A 26,117-nucleotide genomic window follows, 5' to 3' on the forward strand; every position below is an offset into this window, starting at 1 on the left:
TTATTTTATAGATAAGAATTTCTAACATTTTAGCTCCAAATTTAATAATTAAATCCCTTTATGATTGAAAAAAAAAAGTTATTATTGTGTAGGTAATGTTTCTGGTTAATTAAGGCTTTTTATGAATAGATTTATGAATTTAATTTGTAAGTAATTAAATACTAAATAGATGTGTGGGTGGTATTTGAGATAGCTGTAAAGCTTGTTTGCATAAAAATGTATCATTTATGGAGTTTTATATGTACTATATGATTCAGGAAACGACCAGAAGATCCTAAAGATTATTTTAGGTATATGAAGCTTAAATTCTGACAAAAATAGATAAAAAGGTGTAATTCACTAAATAATAAAGACAGAGCCCAAAGTGTCTTAAAATGATTTGGGATTAATTAATTTAAATAAAATAACAAATGTCAAAACAATTTTTAGAAGGAGAAGAAAATTACAATTTAGCAGGAGAAGACCCAAACACTAATACTGGAGGTGAACCAACTCCTGAAGATGAAAATCAACCAGAAGAGCCAATAGAAGAAAAGGTAGATATTGATAAAGGAGGAAAGGGAGATAGTTAATAAAATTCTCTTATAATGAATCGATTACAAATTAACTTAAATAAAAAGGTGTAAATTAATTTAGTAAAGAATAAAAAAAGTGCTTCAGTTTTTGAAGCACTTTTTATATTTATGATTTAATCAAATTGTTCTTAATCGCATATTTTACGAGACCAATAGTGTTTTTTGTTTTTAATTTTTTCATGATATTCTTGCGATGAGTTTCGACAGTATTAGTACTGATGAAAAGCAATTCACTAATTTCTTTTCCACTATATTCAAGGGAAATTAATGTGATAATCTCAAGTTCACGAGAGCTTAATATAGAATTTTCTTCTCGCGTACGTTCGTTGAGTTTAGGATTACCTCTTGTAAAAGTGGTAAATATTTTTTCTCTAACCGAATCGCAAAAATACTCTTCTCCTTTATTAACAGCTTCAATAGCCTCTATGATATTTTCGCCAGCACATTTTTTGGTTAGATAACCACTGGCTCCAAGATTCATTACCTCTTTAATGATTTTTAAATCATCATAACTAGAAAGGATTATTACTTTGCAGGGAAAACCTTTTTCTGAGAATTCTTTAAGGACTTCGATACCATCTTTTTGAGGCATACTTATATCTAGAACTAAGATACTAGTGTTATTTGTAGATACATCATCAAAAATATTCATTCCGTTCAAAGAAGAGCCTACAACCTCAAAGTCAGAAACGGTATGTAATAAATTGGTAAGCCCGTCAATAAGTACCTGATGATCATCGGCTAGATGTACTCGTATTTTGTCTTTCATAAAAATGATAACTATTCGTTTCAAATTTATGAAAAAATAAGGGACTATAAGTGTTTATAGGGCTTAATTTAATCATAGTAGTGCAAAAATCTTGATATTTCCCACAAAAAAACCCGAATTATATAATTCGGGTCTTCTTCGCACAAAATAAATTAAGTTTATAGGTTTACCTCAATCTATCCACAGATTTTACAAGATCTTCATCCTTTTTGATGGCTTTATTAGCTAACACTAATAATACGATAGCAACTATAGGTAGAAACATCCCAATACCTTTCTCAGAAACAGCAGGTGTTTCTCCAGATACATTTAGTGAATGATATACAAACAATCCTAATAAAATTAAATTTAATATTATATTCAGTCTGCCCATGACAAACTGGTTTTGTCTCTTTTTATATGAAATAATACTTACGATAGATAACATAGCACTTAAACCTAGTAAAACAACGTAAAGTTGATTTTGCATGAAATAATAAGGCTTAGCATCTGCTGTTGTCCAAAGCGGAACGAAAGTCATTAATATAGTAACCGCAAATGTTAAAAGTAAATATATAGTTTGAATTCGTTGTATCATTTTCTTGATTATTGTTTTACAAAAATATATTTTCTTTTTTACAAATACTATTGTATGATAAAATTTTATTCGTATTATTGCATCACAATACCGTAAGCACTTCATACTGCGGTTGATTCAAAAAAAAACAGTACTACCTATTCTTTTACAGTATTTCCGAAAATTAATTAAATTCATAGAACATTCATGTTTGATATTTCTGCATTAAAAGAAATGAAGCTTTCTGAGCTTCAAGAAATAGCTAAGTTAGCTAAAACAATAAAATTTAACGGTGTAAAAAAGGACACATTAATAAGTCAGATTTTGGCACATCAAGAAACGACTGTGCAGCCGCCAGTTGTTCAAAAAGAAAATGAAGTTGTTGAAGATGATAAGCCTAAAAGAGCTCGAATTGTTCCAGTTAAAAAAGCAGCTATACAAAAGAATACAGTTCAAAAGAATTTAGTTTTTGAAGAAGAAAAAGAAAGTAAACCAACTGAAATTCTTGATACTCCAGTAGCACCAATCGCTCCAGAAGCAGAATCTATAGAAACAGTTGAACCTGTTCAAACATCAGAAAAGATTGTTCCTGAGAAAAAAGGATCAAAAATTATAAAATTCAATAAATCGGCCTACGAAAAAAAGGTCGCTTTACAAAAGGAAAAAGAAGCAGCTAAAGAGGTTGCGCCAGAAGCAGAAATTTCAAATGAAAATTCATCTGAAACTGAAAATGAGACTCCAACAAATGCTACATCGGAAAAAACTGAAGCACCAGTTCAGGTAAAAAAGACAAATCCGAACCAGAATAAGCAGAATCCAAATCAAAATCCAAACCAGAACCCGAATCAAAATCCAAATCAAAACGGGAATAATGGTAATCAAAATCCAAACTTTAAGAATAAAAAGAATAATTTCAGAGACTCTGATTTTGAGTTTGACGGAATTATCGAAAGTGAAGGTGTTCTGGAAATGATGCCGGATGGTTACGGATTCTTACGTTCTTCTGATTATAATTATTTAGCCTCTCCAGATGATATTTATTTATCAACTTCACAAATCAGATTGTTTGGTCTTAAAACAGGTGATACAGTAAAAGGAGTAGTGCGTCCTCCTAAAGAAGGAGAAAAGTTTTTCCCATTAGTTCGAGTTCTAAAAATAAACGGACATGATCCTCAAGTAGTTCGCGATCGTGTTTCATTCGAACATTTAACTCCAGTTTTTCCTTCTGAAAAATTTAAATTAGCCGAAAAGCAAAGTACAATTTCAACTCGTATAATCGATTTGTTCTCTCCAATAGGAAAAGGGCAACGTGGTATGATTGTAGCACAGCCTAAAACGGGTAAAACAATGTTGCTTAAAGATATTGCAAATGCTATTGCTGCAAATCATCCAGAGGTATATTTAATCGTTCTTCTTATAGATGAGCGTCCTGAGGAGGTTACCGATATGCAACGTAGTGTGCGTGGAGAAGTAATTGCTTCTACTTTTGACAGAGAACCACAAGAGCACGTTAAAATTGCTAATATAGTATTAGAAAAAGCAAAACGTTTAGTAGAATGTGGTCATGATGTAGTAATCTTGTTAGACTCGATTACACGTTTGGCTAGAGCTTACAATACGGTACAACCAGCTTCGGGTAAAGTATTAAGTGGAGGTGTTGATGCGAATGCATTACAAAAACCAAAAAGATTCTTTGGAGCTGCTCGTAATGTAGAAAATGGAGGTTCATTAAGTATTATTGCTACAGCATTAACTGAAACCGGATCAAAAATGGACGAGGTTATCTTTGAAGAATTTAAAGGTACAGGTAATATGGAGTTACAATTGGATCGTAAGATTGCTAACAAACGTATTTTCCCTGCAATCGATTTGACTTCTTCAAGTACGCGTCGTGATGATATGTTACTAGATGAGAAAACATTACAAAGAATGTGGATCATGAGAAAATACCTTTCAGACATGAATCCTGTTGAAGCAATGGACTTTATCAACGATCGTTTTAAGAAAACCAAAAACAACGAAGAGTTTTTAATCTCTATGAATGACTAGAGTAGAGGGACTAAGTTGTAAAGGTGCTGAGGGACTAAGGTTCAAAGGTTCAGAGGTTTTTCTTCGGAATCTATAAATATAAAAAAAGGGATGAGTTTTAAACTCATCCCTTTTTTATTTACTAAAATTGACACAATGCAATCATTTCGACGAAGAAGACCCGAGCGATAGCGAACAGACGTAGTAAATCTCCACAATAAACTCCAATCTTTGTCGAATTACTAACGAAGATTTCTCCTTTGTCGAAATGACAAGATTACGACAAGTTAGTAAAATAATAAAAAAGGATGAACTAAAAGTTCATCCTTTTTTATTATGTATAAAGCTTAAAATCTTAGTGTCTTAGCACCTCAGAACCTCAGAACCTTTGCAACTTAGAACCTTAGAGCCTTTTTTTTACTTTTTATCAACTACTGGTCTGTTTTCTCTGTTTGCTAAATCCCAGGCAATTACAAAAGCAAGTTGTGTTCTTTTTGTTAAAGCATCGTATTCGATTTTTTCTGGTTCATCACCTTTTTGGTGGTAATCTTCGTGAACTCCATTAAAGAAAAATACAGATGGAATACCATGTTTAGCAAAATTATAATGATCAGAACGCTCATAAAAGTGATTTGGATCTTTTGGATCATTGAATTTGAAGTCCAAATCGAGTTTAGCGTACTTTTCGTTTTGGGCTACTACAATATTATGTAAATCGCTAGATAATCTGTCGGCACCAATTACATATACATAATTGTTTGATTTTGCATGTTCTACATCGCGACGTCCAATCATGTCAATATTAATATCAGCGATTGTATTTGCAAGCGGAAACAATGGGTTTTCTGAGTAAAAACGTGAACCGTGTAAACCATGTTCTTCTCCAGTTACATGTAAGAAAAGTATAGAACGTTTAGGTCCATGTCCTTCTTTTTTTGCTTTTGCAAAAGCTTGTGCCATTTCTAGTAAAGCAACTGTTCCTGAGCCATCATCATCGGCACCATTATATACTTCGCCATCTTTTACTCCTACGTGGTCATAATGTGCAGAAATAACTAAGACTTCATCTGGCTTTTCTGAACCCTCGATATACGCCCAAATATTTTCTGAATCGGGTAAGTTTTGATTTCTTTTGGCATTAAGGTAAGAAGCCGGAACGGGTTGGTAGTAATCGGCTGCCCCTTTAGGAAAAGAAACTTTGTCTTTTTTGTACTGATTAATTAAATAAACTCCTGCCTTTTTTTGCCCTGCTGATCCTGTTTCTCTTCCTTCCATTTCATCAGAAGCTACTATGTAAAGATGCTTTTTTAAATCTTTGGCAGTAATAGTGTTCATGTATTTGGTTGGATCCGAATTATCCTTTGCAACAACACCCTGGGTGTTTTTACATGAAAATGCCGAAGCAATTACGAATAGAATTAATAATTTTTTCATTGTTTATTTAATGTAAATTAATAAATGTGTAAAAAGCGAATGCAACTAGTAAAAATAGTATAAAAATTGAATTTATGAAAAATAATACCATACTTTTAATAAATGATACAATTCTTGACTCTCCGTAAAATCTATGGTGAGCAGGGAAAAAATAATAAAACATCCACAGTACTCCGGCAGCCGTGAACCAATTAATTATAGTAGAAAGAAATGGATAGTTTATTGCATCTCCTATTTTTCCTATTGTGAATAGAATTAAAAATATTAATAATAAAAAGGAAAAATAATGTAGGGTAAATATCCCGTGGTCAAAATAATACCAACGCTTTTTATTATGAAAAATCCATAAAAAGAAAGCGAAAAATGGCATGATGATAAATAAAACTTTAGGTAAATTGTGTATAAATGACTCTACGAATTTATCGAGTACTTCTCGTCCATTATTTTTATCTTTTATAAGTTGGACTTTTCTGTTCAGCCAATAACTAAAGTCAGAAAGTTTTTTAGATTCAGGACCATATTTTTGAATGGAGTCTAGTTGATTAACAGATGTATATCCAAATTGAATTAGGCTTTCTTTGCTTGCTTTGGGATTACTTAAAACTTCTTCAATCGCTTTTTTATCTTCTTTCGATATTGATTCAGAGTTTAGTAGTGCTTTTACATCTTTGTCTTCTTTTATTTTATTGGTTATGGTTGTAGTTTGCTTTTGAACGTTTTCTGGATTAATAGCTTCGCTTGTGTCGTCATTTACATGAAGAGGAAACATGGCGATTAAAAGAAAAGTTACAAAACTGATAAAAATATAAAGACGAACTGGTGCTAAATAAGATAGTCGTTTACCTGAAAGATACTCTTTGGTTAAAGCTGATGGTTTAAATAAAAGGTTTTTAATCGTACGCCAAAAAGCATTTTCATAATGCGTTAAATCCTCAAAAAAGTGAATGAATAAATGGTGAAATGTTTTTCTGGTATCAGTGTTTTCTTGTCCACAATTAGGACAGTAATGTTGTTCGACAACGTGTCTGCAATTCAAGCAGGTTTTGTCTTTTCTTAATGGACTTTTTGACATAAATTATTTGGTTTGGTATTTTTTGGTTTGAGATTATTGTATTTATTTTTTTAACACTTCGTTTAAGAAAAGTTTTAAGTGTTCGAATGAACGTTTGGCAGCTTTTTCATTGTATGCAGCTCCTTTAGAATTATCGTTTCCAGCTTCGGGATTGGTGAATGAGTGTACCGCGTTGGCATAATAAATCATTTGCCAATCGGCTTTGGTGTCACGCATTTCTTGTTGAAAAGCGGTAATTTCTTCTGCAGATTCATATGGATCATCTGCACCATGGCAAACTAAAACTTTGGTTGTAATAGTTTCGTTGGTTCTGGCAGCATCTCTGGCTAAACTTCCGTGAAATGAAACAACACCTTTTAAGTTAAGATGACCTCTTGCAGCTTCCAGAACGCCTGTTCCTCCAAAACAATATCCTATTGCAACGATATTGTCGGCATTAGCTCCAGATTTTACCAATTGTTGCAAAGCAAGATTAATTCTTTTCTGGAATTCGGTATAGTTGGTTTTGTAATGGGTAGCAATTTTGTTAGCTTCAGTAGTGTTTTTTGGGTAATTACCTTCTCCATATATATCGGCAATAAAGACATGATAACCTAGTTTAGCCAAATCTTCGGCAATTGCTTTTGAAGCATTATCGATTCCTAGCCAAGCGGGAATCATTAGTATACCTGGTTTATTATTGCTTTTTGTAGTTGGCTGAATGGCTAAGCCGTTAAGAGTCTGACTGCCATCGGTATATTTTACGGGCTTTAATTGTGCAAACATAATTGTGGTATTTAGTGAAATTCCTAAAATAAATAGATATATGGTTTTCATAATAATATGTTTTTAAGACAAATATCAGAAATATAATAATAGAAAAAAACCTCAAAAGATTTTTCTTCTGAGGTTTATATTGATTGTCGTAGATTATGTAAATTATTGACCTGGATGATAGGTACGTTCGGCATTTTTTTCGACATCTTCTTTATAAAACAAAACATCTTTAAATTGCCCTTTTTGGTACATTTCGGCTTGGTCGTAAAAATGTTTTGATTTAACATCGCCGCTGTTTCCGCCTGCAAGCAAAGATTTTGCTTTTACTTTAGTGCCAAATTCTACGGCACAAACAAAACTATTACCATTATATCCGTAACGCTTTTTAGTATTTTTTTGGAAACTACTTTTAAATGAGGGTAAGCTGCCCCAAGATCCCGGGCCATATCCTATAGGTAAACTTGTCTGTGAATCATTATAAGTTAGATTTAGATCTCCTGATAATCTCTGAAAACGGTTTATATCTCCCCAAGGAACCTGCCATGTTCCCCATTTATCTTTTAATTCTTTTATTGTAGCTTGTAGTTGTGGAATTAATTGACTGTCGGTTGCATTTTTTGCAAAGTTTTTAGTGTTTTCTACCTGATCGGCTTCTCCTTCATTAATGTATGCTTTTTGTATAATTGGGTCTAATTTGTATGCCCATTCGACCGCTAGTGTTGTTGCAATAGAATTTTCTCGGGCATAATAATCCCAGTTTTTTAAAATAGCAATAGGTTCTGATAAATCACTAAATTCTAAATCTGTTAGGCTTATGTCTTTTTCAAAAGTAGTAAGTAAGGCTGGAATTAGTATTTCAAAAATGGAGAGTTTACTATCATAACCATTAGCGATTACTTTGTCCAGTGTATATTTTTCGCCTTTACTAAAAATACGAACGGCATTTATGCCTCTAAAATTTTCTCCGTCGGGAGCCATATATGCTGGATAGTTTTCTCTTTTAGGGCTATTATCTCCAGCTACAGTGTAAGGTGTAGAATTACAATTTTGTAACCAGCCATTTTCAGGATTATATAAATGAACTGTTTCCGATACTTCGTGTAATCCTTTCCATTGTGTGGCTGATGTTGTGCCGTCTATAACTTTTGACCAATTTAGTTTTTTATCTCTAATAGGTATAAAGTTTCCATGCCAGTACCCAATGTTTCCTTTGTTATCGGCATATACGGTATTGTTGGATGTATTTGCCTTTAAATCCATTGCTTTTTTATAATCTTCAAATCCTTTTGATTTGGTTCTGACCCAGCTTTGAACCAAACTATTCATGGAGCGATTGTTAGATTTAAGGCTAATCCATTTTCCATCTCGTTTAGCCATTATGGGGCCATTGTTTGTAAAATAGGTTTTGAACTTTTTTGGAATTAATTTTCCGTTTTCCAAATAGTTAATTGTGATTTTCTTCTCAATTACAGGAATCAATTCTTGGTCATATTCATAAAATAGTTTTCCGTTTTTTTCGACTATTTTTTCGGCATACATATCGGCAACATCTACATTTGAAGAAGTATGCATCCAACCACAGTTTTCATTAAATCCCTGATAAACGAAAAATTGCCCCCAAGTTACTGCGCCATAAACATTAAGTCCTTCTTCGCTTGTAACTTGTACTTCGGGTCTGAAATAAAAAGTAGTATGTGGATTGATATAAAGAATTGAATTTCCTGATGCGGTTTTAGAGGGCGCAAAAGCAAATCCGTTTGAGCCAGTTTGCACATTTTTCTCTCGTTCTACATACGTTACTTTGTCATTGTTTCCGGAGTAAAATGCTTTTAATTCTCCTGTAGAAAGATCGGCTGTACTTATGGCACCAATACTTCCATCAGTCCAAAGCAAAGGAAACCAAGGTTCAAAATGGGTTAATAAAAGAGGTTTTACTTCGGGATGTTTGTATAGATAGTAGTTAATTCCGTCAGCATAACTATTCAATAATTTTTTTAACCACGGAGCCGCTTTTTTATAATCGGCTTTGGCTTCATTAGCATCAATTAAAAGTTTAATTTCTAAATCATTATATAAAACCGATTCTCCTTTTATTTCTGAAAGGCGTCCTAGTTTTTCTATGTAATTCATTTCAATACGTTTAAAATCGTCTTCGCATTGGGCATACATTAAGCCAAAAACAGCATCGGCATCTGTTTTTCCATAAATGTGAGGGATACCCCAATTGTCACGTATGATGGTTACTTTTTGTGCTTTTTCCTGAAGTTTTTTAACCTCTCTTTTCCTTGTTTTTTGCGAAAAAAGGGTTAAGCTCAAAAGGAAAAAAAAGAATATAAATAGTATGTTTTTTTTAGAATAAACCATATGATTTAGCCAGTTTAAGTTTCTTTCGAAATTAGTCTATTTTTTATAGACTTGCATTTCTTTTAAAAGCGCATCCTAATTCTATAATAGAATCTGTTTTGGCGATTCCCGGAATACTATCAATTTTTTCGTAGAGTATTTTTCTCATGTGTTCGTGATTCTTGGCTATAATTTTTATGTAAAGGGTAAAGGATCCCGTAACATAATAACATTCGGTGATTTCGGGAATTTTTTTTAATGCCTCGATTATCCTGTCAGAATCTGAATCTTTATTAAGCGTTATTCCTGTAAATGATGCCCAATCGTATCCAATTTTTTTTTCATTAACAACAGGTTTAATTCCAGATAATACGCCTTGTTCTATCAATCGATTTATACGCTGATGAACCATTGTATTGGATATTTTTAAATTGGTGGCTATTGCAGAAAATGCCATTCGCCCATCTTTTTCCAATTGCTTGATGATATTGATATCATATTCGTCTAATGAATCCATGAATTTTGTTTTAAATTAAAAATGACTTTATTTTGGTTAAAAATAGTTAAAATTGACTTGGTTTATCGAAATGTAAGTCAAAAATATTAAAATTTATTGTAAAATTAAAAAATAGTGCTATTTTTGTGAAAAGTAAAAAAATATAGATCATGGAACAGGTTCAACAAATTCTTTCGTCAAAATCTAATGTATTAATTGAAAAAGAAAATAAGTATGGTGCTCATAACTACCATCCATTACCGGTAGTTTTAGAAAGAGGTGAGGGGGTTTATGTATGGGATGTTGACGGAAAGAAATATTTTGATTTTTTATCGGCATATTCTGCGGTAAATCAAGGACATTGTCATCCTAAAATTGTGAAAGCAATGGTGGATCAGGCTCAAAAACTAACATTGACTTCGAGAGCTTTTTACAATGATAAATTAGGAAACTACCAAGAGTTTGTAACTAAATTTTTTGGTTTTGATAAGATTTTGCCAATGAATACCGGTGCAGAAGCTGTTGAAACTGCTATAAAATTGTGTCGTAAATGGGCTTATGAAGTAAAAGGAATTGCTGAGCATGAAGCTCAAATTATTGTTTGTGAGAACAACTTTCATGGTAGAACGACTACTATTATTTCTTTCTCTAATGATGAAACTGCGCGTAAAAACTTTGGTCCTTATACAGCTGGATTTATAAAAATAGAATACGATAATCTTGATGCTTTGGAAAAAGTATTGGAATCGTCTAAAAATATTGCTGGTTTCCTTGTAGAACCTATTCAGGGTGAAGCTGGGGTTTATGTTCCTTCGGAAGGTTATTTGGCTAAAGCTAAAGCACTTTGTGAGAAACATAATGTTTTATTTATTGCCGATGAAGTTCAAACGGGAATTGCTCGTACAGGAAAATTATTGGCTGTACATCATGAAAATGTTCAACCTGATATTTTAATTTTAGGTAAAGCAATTTCTGGTGGTGTATATCCTGTTTCGGCTGTATTGTGTAATGATGTTGTTATGAACGTTATTAAACCGGGACAACACGGGTCAACTTTTGGAGGAAATCCTGTTGCTGCTGCTGTTGCAATTGCAGCTCTTGAGGTTGTAAGAGATGAGAATTTATCTGAGAATGCAGAGCGTTTAGGGATTATATTACGTAATGGTTTAAATGATATTGCTAAGCGAAATGACCTTATTACTTTGGTTCGTGGTAAAGGTTTACTAAACGCAATTGTAATTAACTGCGATGAAGAATCTGATCTTGCTTGGGAAATTTGTTTGAGATTTAGAGATTATGGTTTATTAGCTAAACCTACTCATGGAAACAAAATTCGTTTGGCGCCACCTTTGGTTATTACCGAAGATCAAATTAAGGAATGTCTTGCTATTATAGAAAAAGCACTTAATGATTTTAAAAAATAAGTAGTAATTTATAGCCTAATCTTGATGGTAACTTGCCGTTTAGACATTGGTAAAAAATAAACACGAATTTCACGAATTGACACTAATTAGTTTGTGAAATTAATTTCACAAACTAATTTAATCTTTAAAATTTGTGCAAATTAGTGTAATTAGTGTTTAAAATTTATTTACAATATTCATAGCCTAGCCCTGATGGGAACGGCATCCTTTTTCTGGCTTTTTTTGACAGAAAAAGATATAGTGTACAGCAGGATTTAGCTCCTGAAAATTAAAAAAGCGATAGTTTGAGGACTATCGCTTTTCGTTTATAATTGCTTAAAATATCAAAAAAAGCAACTATTTCTTTAATGGGGATCCACCGGGCATTACTTCGGTTTTTAGTTTGAATTTGCTGTATTCGACTACTCCGGTTTTATCTGCCCAATCAAAATATTTTGCCGATAACTGATTTACGATTCCAGGATTTTGCAGGGCTACATTGGTAGTTTCGCCTCTATCGGTATCGATGTTATAAAGTTCCCACTCGTAGGATGGATATATGGAAACTAATTTCCACTTGCCATCTCTCACGGCTCGGTTTCCTGCTCTTTCCCAAAATAATGGTGTGCCTCGATCTACCTGCGAAACATTATTAAATAAAACAGGTATCAAACTACTTCCAACCAAAGGATTTGTCGTCACACCATTATATTCTTTGGGATATTGTATTCCTGCCAATTCGTAAAAAGTAGGGGCAAGGTCGATGATGTGTCCTGTTCCTTTATCGATTCGTCCGGCTTTTATTTGTGATGGATACCATGCGATAAATGGGGAACTAAAACCGCCTTCGTGCATATTATTTTTATATTGTTGCAATGGGGTATTGGATAAATATGCCCAGTTTTGTTCCTGATAATCAAATGAACCTGATGTTCCTACAGGGCCTGTATTTCGTACAAGTCCTCTGTTTAACGGATTGTAACTATTGAATCCGCCTTGTGCACCATTGTCTGAAATGAAAATTATTAGGGTGTTTTTATCTTTTTTTAATGCTTTTAATTCGTCTAAAACTTTTCCAACATTTTGATCCATATTATCGACCATTGCGGCATAAACTTCCATTTTGGCTTTCCAGAATTGTTTCTCGTCGTAGGTTAATTTATTCCATTCTGGTACTTCGGAATCTCTTGGACCAATGGTTTGATCTGCCTGAAGGATTCCGTTTTCTTTTAGTTTTTGGATTCTTTTTTCTCTTAATACATCCCAACCTTCATCAAATTTACCTCTGTATTTGGCAATATCTACAGGTTTTGCCTGCAATGGCCAGTGTGGCGCTGTAAAGGCTAAATACAAAAAGAATGGTTTGTTTTCTTTATTTTGTTCTTCTAGAAATGTTACGGCATTATTCCCGATTTCATCTGTAAAATAATACGAATCGTCTTTTGGGTGTAATTCGAGATTGTTTTTTATCAGTTTTACTGGATAGGGTGTTTTTCCGAATGGCAATGGTTTGGTATCAAAATAGTTTGATGCTCCTTTTAGGATTCCGTAAAATTTATCAAATCCTCTTTGGTTGGGCCATTGTGCCTGATCCTCTGAACCTACGTGCCATTTTCCAGATAGCAAAGTACTGTAACCTCCTGAACGGAAAACTTCGCCGAGGGTTAATGATTCTTTATTTAAATAACCTTGATAGGCTGGTAAGCCAAGATTTACATCAAAAAAACCTACGCCTGCTTTATGCTGATATTGTCCTGTTAATAAGGATGCTCTGGTTGGTGCACAAATAGAGTTGTTGTAAAATTCTCGTAATCGTAATCCTTCTGTGGCTAGTTTATCTAGGTTTGGTGTTTTTATTTCGGAGCCATAATTTCCTAAATCCGAATACCCCATATCATCAACCATGATTAGGATAATGTTAGGTTTTGAAGTGTTGTTTTGTGCCTGAACTAAAACGACTGTTGTCAGTAGAAGGTTTAGTGTGATAATTATTTTTTTCATTCTGATTGGTATTTTAAAGTGTCGAAATCATTGAGTTTAACTTTGTCAAAGTTTCAAACTTTGACAAAGTTCTCGGAATAAGATTAATTGCTAAATAGTAAAAAGGCGATTATTAGGGTTATGATTACATTGAATAACTGCGCGATTAAAAAGGCATATAATGGTTTTTTGCTGTTGTTGCTAAACAAATCTTTAAAGTTGGTTTCCAGACCTATACTTGTAAAGGCTAATGCAAACCAAATTCCTTGTAAATTCTTTAAACTATCCTTAACCTGATCTCTAACTTCGGGAGTAAGCAGGAACGAAAAGATTAATGAGGCAGCTATAAAACCGATAACAAATTTTGGAAAACGTTCCCAGATAACTCCTAATGTCGGCTTGGATGCGACTGCTTCGGCTGATTTATTATGGGTATATGTCCAGTAAACAGATATGGCAAAAGCGGCTAATCCTAATAATACATTTTGAGAGAATTTTACAATTGTACTTATTTTTAAAGCTGTTTCTCCTACTAGCGAACCTGATGCTACGACGGCTCCCGAGGTATCGATGCTCCCGCCTAACCAAGCTCCGGTTACTTCTTCGGGGAAGTTGAAATACTTGGCAATTATGGGCATAAATATCATCATGGGTATTGCCGTTACTAATACCATCGAAATGACATAGGATAGTTTCTTAGAATCTCCTTTAATAGCTCCTGATGTTGCAATAGCAGCAGAAACACCACAGATAGAAACAGCACTAGAAATCATCATTGTTAGTTCATCATCGACCTTTAGTTTTTTGCACAACCAAAAAGCAAAGTACCAAACAGATAATACGACTACCAAAGCTTGGGCTAATCCTAAAGTGCCTGCTTTAAGAATGTCGGAGAAGATTACGCTTGTGCCTAATAATACTAATCCGATTTTTACAAATACTTCTGTAGCAAGTGCTGTACGAAACCATTCGGGTAGTTTGAAAAAATTCCCAATGGCTAAACCTATTATTAGACTGAAAATTACGGCTTCGAGGTTGAATCCTTTTATCGTTGCATTTCCTGCAATAATCAACACAATAACGGTTAGTATATAAACTATTGGGAAACCGAGTAAAAAGTTTTTTACTGATTTTCCGATTAGGAAAGCACCAATTGTACCTATAGTGATAAGGTATAAAAACTGCAATGCGATGATTTGTAAATTATCTGAAGCAAATACATCTTTTAATAAATCTGTTCCACTTGTCCATTTGAATACAGGAACTTCCGGAAGAAAAATAAATAGGGATATCCCAATTATTAAAAATCCTAGAATAACGACTGTCCAGTCTTCGTGAATGGTATATTGTTTTGTTTTAATTGACATTTTAATGTTTTTTATTTTTTTCCTGCAAGGTCTTTTTGGACCTTGTAGGTATGATAATGTTGCATAAAAGCTTTGAACCTTTAGAGGCACTGCGGTGCGTCTCTACGGAAAACCTTTGCATCTTAGAATCTCAGTACCTTTTTTAAAAACCTTTGAACCTTTGCGCCTCAGAACCTTTAATTCAAAGCTAGATCAACATCTTTTTTCAAATCACCTAATCCTTCTTTTTTGAAAACAATTTTCCCTTTTTGATATAGAATTAAGGTTGGGAAAACTTTTATTGATTTTAAGTCGGCTATGACTTGTGGGTTTTCTTCTAAATCAATTTCTACGATTTTTAAGTTTTCACCATATTGCGCTTTTATGGTTTCCAGAACTGGTTTTACTTTTTTGCAAGCGCCACAATATTTAGATCCAATATCTACTAAAACGGAATTATTATCGGCAATGATTTTGTTGTATTCTGCTAGTGATAATTTGCTTTTAGAATTAGCATAAAATGGTTTTCCGTTTCCAATCCAATTGGCTATTCCTCCTTCTAGACTGTAGGCTTCTTTAAAGCCATTTTTTAATAATTCTTTTTCTAAAGTTACACTTCGTCCTGCTCCGATGGAGTAAATAAATACAGGTTTTGATTTATCTAATGCAGCTACTGATTTAGCATAATTCTCGGATTGCAAATTAAAATTGACTGCACCATTTATATGATTCAATGCAAATTCTTCTGCGCCTCGAGCATCAATTATCTGCGGATTTTTTTGACTTTTTATTTTCGAATAAAAGACATCTAGCGATACGATATTTGAGCTTTTATCTTGTGCAAAGCTTACAATCGTAAATAGCAGGATTAATGCTGTAATGCTGTTTTTTATGTTTGAATTTTTCATGTTTTCAGGATTGAGTTTGCTGTTCAAAATAAACAGGACTTGGACTTTGAGTAGCTGTATTATTAGCTTTTTGTGTTAGCGGAACTGAAAAAACACCATCGGCGAGAGCACTTCCTTCTTTTTTAGATTTGAATATTGGCCAAAGAAACTGTGCATACCATTCTTCTTGTTTGTATGATTTGATTCCGTACGATTTTGGGAATTTTCGGGTAATTAAACCAGTACCGAAGATTACGTCCCAAATGAAAAACATATTCCCAAAGTTGCCTTTAAAATGTCCGATTCCGTCGCCGCTAGTATCAGCATGATGTGCGTGGTGTGTGGCTGGAGTCGAAATTAATCGTTCTAAAACCCATGCAATAGGATGTAATACTTTGTATTTATAAAGAGGTTTGTCCCAAGCAATGCTAGAATGTGCTCCTAATGTGATGAAACTTTTTATAACCAAAACAAATAAAGCAGGCAATCCTAATCCTAAATAGGTTAACGTAGCTGTTAGGTATATTTGAGAGAAAAACACGGTATAAATGAAGTTTTGTCTAGAAAGCATTGCCATTCCCATATACGGGGCTGAGTGGTGTGTTCTATGAAAACGCCATAAAAAAGGTACTTGATGATGCAAACGATGGTACCAATATTGGGTTAAATCATCGGCTACAGCAATTAAGAAAAAACCTCCCCAAAAAGGAACCCAAGAAAGCGCATTTTCGAGATTCGGAATTACAATTGGTAAAATTGTTAGGCTGAAAAAAGCAATAACAGGAGGTAAGATTAACTTAGGAGCTAAGAAGCTTATAATATCTATTTTGCGTTCTTCACCCGTCCATTGATCATCGTATAAACCAGCGGTGAATTCTATGATACCCAGAACGAGCATAAATACTGTCAATCCCCATGTTCTTATGTTTGAAAATGCAGGTTTTGCAAATTCTAAAAACGATGGTAATGTTATATGAGATTCGGTTATGATGCCGTTACTTAATTTAAAGTAAAGGTAAATTGCCAATACAGGCAATGAATATATAAAAAGACTAATCCCTAAGTCTCTTTTTAAATTTTTATTTGAATTCTGTACTACTGCCATGATTTCTTATTTTAAAAGTTGATTTACTAAGGTTAAGCCTCCTGCTAAAATGATTAGCGGAACTAAAAAGAGTATTGCACCAACAAGAATCTTTTTTCCTATAATTTCAAAGTCTACTCGTTTCATATCTATAAAGTTTATTAGAATCAGGTCTTTCTTATTTTTAGTAAAAGACCTGATTCTTGATTAATTATTAATTTGTTGCTCCAGATTGTGTTGCTTTTTTAGCCAATTCCTGAAGTGTTTTTCCTTTATCGGCACCAAGATTATGTATTCTTCTATTAAATACATCTTGCCAATCGATTAGCGGATATACGTTGTTTTCTTTCGCTTGTTCATCAAACAATTTCTGAAGTTCTGCTAATTTTTCTGGATACTTTTTTGCCAAGTTTACACGCTCGTTAAAATCTTCGTTTAGGTTATATAATTCCCAAACATCAGTATCAAAATTGCTTGGCGCTGGGGCTTCATTTTTGCCTAATGAATTTTTTATCGCAAATGAATCAGGAAGATGTGCTGCTGCAGCTTTCCATCCGTCTTTATAAATGGCTCTGTTCCCAAAAATATAGTAGTATTGTATTTTGTGTAATGACTCTGCTTTGGCATTATTTAGCGAAGCATATAATGTAGAACCTTGTATCGCATCTTGCTTAACTTCTCTAATATATTCCGGAGCTTTAATTCCTGCAATATCCAGGGTTGTAGGAAGTAAGTCGGTTACATGGCTGTATTGATTTCTGATTCCGCCTTTTTCTTTAATTTCTTTTGGATAATAAACAATCAACGGATTGCGTGTTCCTCCTTCTGATTGTGCATCTTGTTTCCAATTTTTAAAAGGCGAATTTGTTGCTTGTGCCCATCCTAAAGGGAAATTTGTATTTAAACCTTTTGCAGTTCCAATTTCTCCGATATTATTTAAATTATTCTGAAGATTTTGTTCATCAGATACCGTTTTAGAAAATAGTGATTGGTTAATTGTACCTTGCAAAGTACCTTCTTTACTAGCTCCATTATCGCCAATTGCAACAAAAATTAATGTGTTTTCTAATTGATTAGTTTCTTTTAAATGATTTACGATTCTTCCAATCTCATGATCGGTATAAGTAAGATATCCAGCATATACTTCCATAAATCTGGCATAAACTTTCTTTTGATCGGCTGATAATTTTTTCCAATCGGTAATAAGCGGATTACGTTCTGGTAATATAGCATTGGCAGGAATTACACCTAATTTTTTCTGATTAGCCAATACTTTCTCACGATATACATCCCAACCTTCGTCAAATTTCCCTTTGTATTGATCGCTCCAAGATTCAGCTACCTGATGAGGTGCATGAACAGCTCCAGGTGCATAATACAAGAAGAAAGGTTTATCGGGAGCAGCTTTATGTTGCTTGGTGATATAACTAATGGCTTTATCGGTAATCTGATCCGTTAAGTGTCTTCCATCTGGAGTAACATGGGCATTATCCTCGACTAAATCTGGTTTGTATTGATCTGTTTGTGATCCTAAGAAACCAAAAAAGTGTTCAAAACCTTTACCCGTTGGCCATCTGTCAAACGGTCCGGCATCGGTAGCTTCTTCATCAGGAGTCAATCCATATTTACCTACTGCAAAAGTATTGTATCCTTTATCTCTTAAAATCTCGGCGATTGTTCCTTTATCAGATGGAATTCTTCCGTCCCAACCAGGAAAACCTGCTGACATAACCGTATGCGAAAATCCGCTAACATGTACTTTGCCCGAATTTCTTCCGGTTAATAATGCGGCACGTGTTGGCGCACAAATGGCTGTTGTATGAAAGTTAGTATAGCGTAAACCATTATTTGCCAAATTATCAAATGTTGGTGTTTGTACCAATCCTCCAAAAGAACTAGAAGCACCAAAGCCAACATCGTCTAGTAAAATCCAGATTATATTTGGTGCGCCTTTTGGTGCCGTAACAGGCTCTGGCCAATATTCTTTAGAGTCGGCTAAGGTTTTACCTATTACGCCTTTAAAGTTTGCATTAGGATTTGTTTGTGCAAATCCTTGTACTGCTCCTAATTGTGTAACTAGTAAAGCAGTAATCAAAAGCCCCTTTTTAGGACTTTTGATCTTACTGTTTGTATTGATTTTTTTCATTTTTAATAGTTTTATTTATGGTTTGTAGTTAATATCCAGGGTTTTGTGGTAAACCAACTGGGTTAATATTTCTTTCGCTTTGCGGAATTGGGTATAGATTGTTTCTTTCTGAAACTGAGTTTTTTGCAGTTACTTTTTTTACTTCGGTAACCAATGTTCCCCAACGAACTAAATCATACCAGCGTTGTCCTTCTTGTACAAATTCTTTTTTGCGTTCTTCCTGAATCGCTGCTCTAAATGTTGCAGGGGTTAATCCTGATAAATCTATCGTAGGATCTGGCGTGTTAATTGGTTTTCCATAAGCCCTCCTTCTTACTTGGTTTAAAGCTTCATAGGCTTCGGTAGTAGGTCCGGATTGTTCATTTGTCGCTTCCGCTAAAGTCAATAAGATGTCGGCATAGCGAATAATCGGAAAATTAATTGCCACATTACCAGGTGTTGCCAGATTTGTAAGGTCTAAGTATTTTTTAAATATTGGTTTCGGAAAAGTATAAAGTGTTCCTGTAGCAGGATTCAATAATTGTTTTGCATAACTAACATCTCTTCTTGTATCTCCAGCGGTATAAGTATCATAAAATAAAGTTACATCCGAGATAATATCTGCTGGTTCTGTGGCTGTAAATCCTGTAAAAGATGTTCCTTGAAAAGTACTTCCGCTAGATCCATTTCCTGCTTGATTTGGTTCAAATTGTACGGAGAAAATATGTTCTTTTCCGTTCTTTTTTGTTTTATTAAATACATCAGCAAAATTTTCAAAAAGAGCGTATCCATATCCGCCATTAATAACCTCGTTGGATTTAAGGATTGCGTTTGGCCAATCTTTTCTTGTCAAGTATACTTTTGCCAAAATAGCTTTTGCAGCTCCAGATGTAGCACGTCCGGCATCATTTGCAGGATAGGTAGTCGGCAAGCCTTCGGCATCTTTTAGGTCGGTAATAATTTGCGCGTATACTTGATCTACTGTTGCTCTATTTGCTTTTAAACTTTCTAAATCAATAGATTTTGGTTCGTGTAAAACTATCGGAACTCCGCCCCAAAGACGTACTGCCTGAAAATACAATAAGGCTCTAATGAATTTAGCTTCATTTATCAATCTGGTTTTTACTACTTCTGAACCCGATACTCTGGGAACATTATCGATAGATACATTGGCTCTGTTTATCCCGGCATATATTTGGCGCCAAGCCACTTGTACACGATCAGAAGTTGCATCATGAGTTAAACTACTCAATGCTCTTACTTGAGGATTTGTTGCCGAAACTCCTGCTGCTGCATAATCAGTCGCCATATCGGTTAGGAAATAAAGATTTCTACCAAATAAACTTTGTTCTCCTGGATCAAGACTCAAAGAGGCATATACTGCATTTACGCTTGCTACTGCATCATCTTGGGTTTTAAAGTAATTATCTTCGGTTACAAATGAGGTAGGTGTTACCTCAAGTTCGGTGCACGATATAAACAGACCGACACTTAATAGTAATGTTATTATTTTTTTCATCGTTTATTTTTTTACTTAGAAAGTTACGTTCAAGCCAGAAATGAATGTTTTAGAGTTTGGATAAGCTCCAAAATCAATTCCGGGATATAAATTATTTTGTTCATAAGAACTTACCTCTGGATCATAACCAGTGTATTTAGTCCATGTTATTAAGTTTTCGGCTGATACATAAAATTTAATGCTCTTTGTTCCTAGTTTAGATGAAAGGCTTTTAGGTAATGTGTATCCAAAAGTGATCAATTTTAATCTCAGGAAAGAAGCATCTTCTACATAGCGTTCAGAAACTATACCTAGCGGCGAACTAGATGCTCTAGGGATTTCATTACTTGGGTTTGTTGGTGTCCAGCGATCATTTAGAGTTGCTGCAGCATTAGTACCAAGAGTAGAAATTTCTAATTGTTGGTTAAGTGCATTAAAAATTTTACCTCCATAAGATCCTTGTAAAGAGAAATTCAAATCAAAATCGTGATAAGAGATTGTATTACTAAAACTTCCAACAAATTTTGGCTGAGAACTTCCAAGATCTCCTTTATCAGCAGCCGATATTACTCCGTCACCGTTAGTATCTACATATTTTCTATCTCCAACTTTGGTATTGGCAAGGCTGTTTATTTTAGGTTGGGTATTAATTTCTTCCTGAGTTTGGAAAATACCATTGGTTTTATATCCCCAAAAAGTTCCTAAAGGCGAACCTACTTTTACCGTTACAGGTTGTTGTTGCAACAAAGAACCATTTGGAACTACAGGAAAAAATTGGTCAACTCCATTTCCTATTGAAACTACTTTATTTTTATTAGCAGAGAAAACAATGTTAGAATTCCATGAGAAGTTTTCTGTTCTTAAATTTTCTGTTGTTAGACCAATTTCGATCCCTTTATTTTCAACTCCACCAATGTTTTGTAGTACAGTTGCATATCCTGAAGTAAGCGGAATTGGTACATTTATAAGTAAATCGTTTGTTTTCTTATAATACACATCAAAAACAAAATTTACTCTTCTGTCTAATAATGATAAATCTAAACCTATATTATATTGATTGGTTTTTTCCCATTTTAAATCTGGATTTGCCAATCGGGTAGGAGCTAATCCTGTTTGTAAAGTTCCTCCAAAAGCATAGTTAACAGAACCCATTGAAGCCAACGAAAGATAATTTCCTATTTCCTGATTTCCTGTTGTTCCAGCACTTAATCTTAGTTTTGCTTCGGTAACTCCTTTTATGTTTTTAGCAAATTCTTCTTCGGTAATATTCCAGGAAAATCCTGCCGACGGAAAATAACCCCAAAGCGATTCCGAACCAAATCTCGAAGATCCATCTGCACGAGCAGATAATGTAAAATTATATTTGCCTTTATAAGAATAATTTATTCTGGTTAACCATGATTTCAATACACTCTCAAAAGCATCACTATATGGTTTTACGGGTACACCATCTTGTAAAGCATTGTAAGTATTTGCATCATTTACAAAAGTATTTGCACCTGCATTAACTATTTCTCCTTCGGTGTATTGAAGTGTATATCCTGCCAAAGCAGAGAATTTATGGTTTTCACCAAAAGTAGTATTGTAATTTAAGGTGTTTTCATTCAGTACAGAACTTACTAATCGGTCACCTACAGACGCTAATCCTTTTGTTCCAGCTCCATTTGTAGTGTTTGATGGAGCATAATAATTTTGTTTAGTACTAATAACATCTCCACTAACAGCGACTTTGGCTACAAGTTTTTTAGTTATTTTATATTCCCCAAACAGACTTGTCAATATTCTATTAATTTTAGTTTCGTTGGTTGTATTTTCCAAATCATTAATAGGGTTTGGTACGTAACCATTAACAGATGTAGCGTAAGGATTTTGAGTTACATTATAAGAACCATCAGAATTTCTGATAGGAACTACGGGAGCCATTAGCAAAGCAGCAACTAGCGGATTAGGTTGTCTGCTACTAGAGTTAGAACCGACACCATTAGATATAGAGTTACTATAATTAGCATTTACACCAAACTTAAAAGCTTGAGAATAGTTTCTTTCATAATTAGCGCGAAGAGATATTCGTTTGAAATCTGATCCAAGCAAAATTCCTTCTTGGTCAAAATAACCTGCAGAAACTGCATATCTGGAACGATCATCTCCGCCAGAGAACGTTAACTGATGATTTTGGATAGGAGCAGCAGTTCTAAAAGCTGCTTTTTGCCAGTCATAATCTCCAGAAGTTTTTAAAGCTTCTATTTGTGCTGGCGAAAAAGAAGGTGCTTGTCCTATACTTGCCTGAACATCATTGCGCAAACTAGCCCATTGGCTTGCATTCATTAGGTCTAATTTTTTCGAAACATTCTGAAATCCGAAATAGCCTTGATACGAAATATTATCTTGTCCTTTTATTCCTTTTTTGGTAGTAATAAGTACCACACCATTTGCACCACGAGATCCATAAATTGCAGTTGCCGAGGCATCTTTTAGCACTTCAATAGATTCTATATCTCCGGGATTTATGGTTGATAGTACATTAACAGTTGCTCCCGAATACGATACGCCAGCAGTACTATTACTATTGTCATTATAAATTAATATTCCATCTACAACATAAAGTGGTTCGTTACCTGCTGTAATCGAGTTTCCTCCCCGAATACGTACACTCGAAGATGCTCCGGGCTGTCCTGAACTTTGGGTGACAACCACTCCGGGAATTGCGCCTCGTAGTAAGTTATCTGCCGATGAGGTAACTTGTGCCAGATTTGCTTTTGGAACAGAAGCTACAGAACCTGTAATGTCTTTTCTTTTTTGAGCTCCATATCCCACAACTACTAATTCGTCTAGTTCTTGGCGTTCTTCTTTTAAACTAATGGTAATAGGATTCTTCTCAACGATTACTTCGGCTTTTTTATATCCTATATAGCTTACTATTAAAGTGTATGGGAATTTTTGACCTGTCTGAAAATAAAATTTCCCTTCGGCATCTGTTACTACTCCGTGTGTAGTACCTTTAATATTTACAGATGCTCCAATAATGGGTTGATTTGTAATATCATCGACTATGGTTCCGTCGAGTTTAGATTGTATAAGAGGTGTTGTATCTTGTGCATTAATTCCGGCAGATACAAGCAGAAGTAATAGCAATGAGTATATGTTTAATTTTTTTTTCATTTCTTTGTGTTGGTTTAAATAGTAAAGGCATAGCGAAAGCTGAGAAATCAACAATCGTTTCCTTTATAAAGAGATTCACATTTTTTTTAAGCCTGCCATTTCTGTTGCCGCAGAAATGGCTTTTTTTATTTACAGCAACTTCTATGCATTGTTTTCATTTTCCTTTTTTTAGTTAATTATTTATTTTAGTTTTTTACATGTTTTTCCACCAACTTGTTCCTTACGCATGTGGTAAAGAATAGTTTTTGACTTTTCAGTAAGATAATTGTGGAAGGTGTTTAATAAAATTCGTTTAAGTCAAACTATAATAAGTTTATAGTTTTATAATAGGTAAACGAAAATATTACGATGAGAATTAGCAACAGATACACATATAACAGAAGGTGTTATATGTGTATACTTTAGGAAGACTGTAGTTAGATATTCTCTCGATTGTTTTCAAAATATAGATTGTTTTTATTTAAACTCTACTAATTCTATAGACAAAGTTAAATTATATATAATAAAAACCAAAAATTTATATAATTATTTTTGAAAATAAATAGGGGAGATACAATTTATTATTCTTTTTGTGTGTTTTAATTTGTTGATTACTAGGTGTTTGTTTTTGTTTGTTGCTTCTTTTTTTATTTAAAAAAAAGATATAGTAATTAATAAAAAAATAGCTTTTTTAATACAATTTCAATATGGAATCTTAATTTATTGACTATCAAAATCTTCGTTTTTATTATTGTTTTGGTATGAAAGCGCCGTTTATCTCATTTGCAACTAAAATTTTAACAAAAGTGGAGCAGAAAAGGGTTTTCATTATTTTCTTATAATAAACGATAATCTAAAATTTTTGGTTTATAGTGTTGATAGTAAGTTATTTATATTCTTTCTTAATACGTGTTAATTCCTTTTTGTGTAAATTTTTTTGTTAATTTTATTCGGAATAAAACCATCATTGTTTAAAATAATATCCAATTGACCATAAAAAAGTCATTAAGGATAATATTGTCCTTAATATGACAAATGTCATTTTAAGTGGAAATTGATTTCTTTAATTTTGATTTTTAATTAAAGAGGTTCATAACTAGAGTACTGATTTAATTAAAAACGATATTAAAAACAGTCAATTATGAGTAGTTTATCTCAATCACACAAAATTTTATTTTTAAATACTTTAGCATTTACAATCTGTTTTGCTTGCTGGACACTAAATGGTGTTTTGGTTACGTATCTTGTAGATAAAGGTATATTTAATTGGACAGTTGTAGAAACAGGTTGGTTGCTAGGAATCCCTATTCTTTCAGGATCAGTTTTCAGACTTCCTATAGGTATATTAACAGATAAATATGGAGGGAAGATTATATTTTCTGTTTTATTGTTATTATGTTCTGTTCCTCTTTTTCTTCTTCCGTTTGCAAATTCATTCTGGAGTTTTGCAGTTTTAAGTTTTTTATTTGGTTTAGTAGGAACCAGCTTTGCTGTAGGTATTGGATATACTTCGGCTTGGTATCCTCAAAACTGGCAAGGAAGAGCTTTGGGTATTTTCGGAATGGGAAATGCAGGTGCAGCGATTACAACTTTTGTTGCGCCAACTTTATTAAATCATCTATCAGAAAAGGATCCATTAAATGGTTGGAAAATGTTACCAATAATTTACGGAGGCGTTTTAGTTCTTATAGGAATACTTTTTATTGTTTTTGCTAAAAATAAAACCAATCCAGGAGTTTCAAAAACAATGAAAGAGCTAATGTCTCCGCTTAAAAATATTCGAGTTTGGCGATTTGGAGCCTATTACTTTTTAGTCTTCGGGTGTTTCGTAGCTTATTCACAATGGTTAGTGCCTAATTTCATGAATGTTTACCATACTTCATTGGTAATGGGAGGGATGTTTGCAACAATGTTCAGTTTACCATCTGGAATAATCAGAGCTTTTGGAGGTTATTTATCTGATAAATTCGGAGCTAGAAAAGTAATGTATTGGGTTTTAGGTTCATCGATAGTTATTAGTTTCTTACTGATGTTCCCAAAAATGGAAATATTTACAGCAGGACCTGGAGTTCTGGCTAGTAATAATGGTATTGTTACCGAAGTTGCTGCCGATGCAATAATTGTAAATGGTAAAGAGCATAAAATCAATACAAAAGTAATTTCGGGTAATGATGACACAGCAATTTTTCCAGTAAAAAATTCTTGGCAAGAAATAGTTGTAGAACAAAATCAAGAAGTAAAAAAGAAAGAATTACTAGCTAAGGGAATCACTCAAATAAAATTTAGCGCCAATCTTTGGGTCTATGTGATTTTGGTAATCCTGATAGGTATTTCATGGGGAATTGGTAAAGCTGCTGTATATAAACACATTCCAGAATACTTTCCTAATGAAGTAGGTGTTGTTGGTGGAATGGTAGGTTTAATAGGTGGATTAGGCGGATTTGTAGGCCCGATTATTTTTGGTTATCTCCTTAATTATACTGGGCTCTGGACCAGTTCATGGATATTTATTTTCATAGTATCAGTTCTTTGCTTGTTATGGATGCACCGAACTATTATAAATGCAATGAGAGCAAAATCTCCAAATTTCACCAGAGAAATAGAAGACAAACATTAAAAATTAAAAT

General features: G+C 33.7%; 18 protein-coding genes. 4 read left to right on the forward strand and 14 right to left on the reverse strand.

The genetic code is table 11. The annotated features are described in order from the left end of the window. Nucleotides 1-410 precede the first annotated feature (410 nt). Nucleotides 411-572, forward strand: coding sequence for a hypothetical protein (locus AC3IPI_RS13765; RefSeq protein ID WP_489153379.1), 162 nt, complete (start codon nucleotides 411-413; stop codon nucleotides 570-572). A gap of 109 nt (nucleotides 573-681) precedes the next feature. Here the strand turns inward: AC3IPI_RS13765 and AC3IPI_RS13770 are convergent, their stop codons facing one another. Then, the gene (locus AC3IPI_RS13770; protein ID WP_035619889.1) at nucleotides 682-1,344 is read right to left on the reverse strand and encodes a response regulator; all 663 of its coding nucleotides are present in this window, start codon (nucleotides 1,342-1,344) and stop codon (nucleotides 682-684) included. 166 nt (nucleotides 1,345-1,510) lie between these two features. After that, nucleotides 1,511-1,921 (reverse strand): DUF4293 domain-containing protein, encoded by a 411-nt coding sequence (locus tag AC3IPI_RS13775; protein ID WP_039112865.1) that lies wholly within the window; start codon nucleotides 1,919-1,921, stop codon nucleotides 1,511-1,513. 186 nt (nucleotides 1,922-2,107) lie between these two features. On the opposite strand from AC3IPI_RS13775, the gene rho reads away from it, so the two are divergent. Beyond that, nucleotides 2,108-3,949: a transcription termination factor Rho gene (rho, locus tag AC3IPI_RS13780; protein ID WP_489153382.1), complete on the forward strand. Its 1,842-nt coding sequence runs from the start codon at nucleotides 2,108-2,110 to the stop codon at nucleotides 3,947-3,949. Nucleotides 3,950-4,345: 396 nt separating this feature from the next. On the opposite strand, the gene AC3IPI_RS13785 is transcribed toward rho, so the two are convergent. From AC3IPI_RS13785 to AC3IPI_RS13805, 5 genes are all read right to left on the reverse strand, one after another. Next, nucleotides 4,346-5,362, reverse strand: a complete 1,017-nt coding sequence (locus tag AC3IPI_RS13785) for a M28 family metallopeptidase (RefSeq protein ID WP_039118175.1) — start codon at nucleotides 5,360-5,362, stop codon at nucleotides 4,346-4,348. Between the two features lie 7 nt (nucleotides 5,363-5,369). After that, complete coding sequence (locus tag AC3IPI_RS13790) at nucleotides 5,370-6,434, reverse strand: DUF3667 domain-containing protein (RefSeq protein WP_489153384.1); 1,065 nt, start codon at nucleotides 6,432-6,434, stop codon at nucleotides 5,370-5,372. 42 nt (nucleotides 6,435-6,476) lie between these two features. After that, a complete protein-coding gene (locus AC3IPI_RS13795; RefSeq protein WP_489153386.1) occupies nucleotides 6,477-7,250 on the reverse strand; it encodes a dienelactone hydrolase family protein in 774 nt (257 codons plus the stop codon). Nucleotides 7,251-7,352: 102 nt separating this feature from the next. Continuing rightward, the gene (locus tag AC3IPI_RS13800) at nucleotides 7,353-9,506 is read right to left on the reverse strand and encodes a penicillin acylase family protein (protein ID WP_489153388.1); all 2,154 of its coding nucleotides are present in this window, start codon (nucleotides 9,504-9,506) and stop codon (nucleotides 7,353-7,355) included. Between the two features lie 91 nt (nucleotides 9,507-9,597). After that, nucleotides 9,598-10,050, reverse strand: a complete 453-nt coding sequence (locus AC3IPI_RS13805; protein WP_489153390.1) for an Lrp/AsnC family transcriptional regulator — start codon at nucleotides 10,048-10,050, stop codon at nucleotides 9,598-9,600. Nucleotides 10,051-10,199: 149 nt separating this feature from the next. Between AC3IPI_RS13805 and rocD the strand changes: the two genes are divergently transcribed. Beyond that, nucleotides 10,200-11,453 carry an ornithine--oxo-acid transaminase gene (rocD, locus tag AC3IPI_RS13810; protein ID WP_489153392.1) on the forward strand — a complete coding sequence of 418 codons (1,254 nt, stop codon included), beginning with the start codon at nucleotides 10,200-10,202 and terminating at the stop codon, nucleotides 11,451-11,453. A 336-nt stretch (nucleotides 11,454-11,789) separates the two neighbouring features. On the opposite strand, the gene AC3IPI_RS13815 is transcribed toward rocD, so the two are convergent. From AC3IPI_RS13815 to AC3IPI_RS13845, 7 genes are all read right to left on the reverse strand, one after another. Continuing rightward, entirely contained in the window at nucleotides 11,790-13,433 is a 1,644-nt protein-coding gene (locus tag AC3IPI_RS13815) for an arylsulfatase (RefSeq protein WP_489153394.1), read from the reverse strand. Nucleotides 13,434-13,516: 83 nt separating this feature from the next. Continuing rightward, entirely contained in the window at nucleotides 13,517-14,779 is a 1,263-nt protein-coding gene (locus tag AC3IPI_RS13820) for a YeiH family protein (protein ID WP_489153396.1), read from the reverse strand. Between the two features lie 176 nt (nucleotides 14,780-14,955). Beyond that, nucleotides 14,956-15,666 (reverse strand): thioredoxin domain-containing protein, encoded by a 711-nt coding sequence (locus AC3IPI_RS13825; RefSeq protein WP_489153398.1) that lies wholly within the window; start codon nucleotides 15,664-15,666, stop codon nucleotides 14,956-14,958. Between the two features lie 4 nt (nucleotides 15,667-15,670). Further along, a complete protein-coding gene (locus tag AC3IPI_RS13830; RefSeq protein WP_489153400.1) occupies nucleotides 15,671-16,750 on the reverse strand; it encodes a sterol desaturase family protein in 1,080 nt (359 codons plus the stop codon). A gap of 193 nt (nucleotides 16,751-16,943) precedes the next feature. Further along, nucleotides 16,944-18,875: an arylsulfatase gene (locus AC3IPI_RS13835; RefSeq protein WP_323490792.1), complete on the reverse strand. Its 1,932-nt coding sequence runs from the start codon at nucleotides 18,873-18,875 to the stop codon at nucleotides 16,944-16,946. Nucleotides 18,876-18,903: 28 nt separating this feature from the next. Next, entirely contained in the window at nucleotides 18,904-20,373 is a 1,470-nt protein-coding gene (locus AC3IPI_RS13840) for a RagB/SusD family nutrient uptake outer membrane protein (RefSeq protein WP_489153402.1), read from the reverse strand. A gap of 15 nt (nucleotides 20,374-20,388) precedes the next feature. After that, nucleotides 20,389-23,511 (reverse strand): SusC/RagA family TonB-linked outer membrane protein, encoded by a 3,123-nt coding sequence (locus AC3IPI_RS13845; protein WP_489153404.1) that lies wholly within the window; start codon nucleotides 23,509-23,511, stop codon nucleotides 20,389-20,391. Between the two features lie 1,120 nt (nucleotides 23,512-24,631). Here AC3IPI_RS13845 and AC3IPI_RS13850 point away from each other — a divergent pair. Then, entirely contained in the window at nucleotides 24,632-26,107 is a 1,476-nt protein-coding gene (locus tag AC3IPI_RS13850) for an MFS transporter (protein ID WP_489153406.1), read from the forward strand. The last annotated feature ends 10 nt before the right edge of the window (nucleotides 26,108-26,117 follow it).

The sequence above is a fragment of the Flavobacterium sp. GL_143 genome (assembly GCF_057834355.1).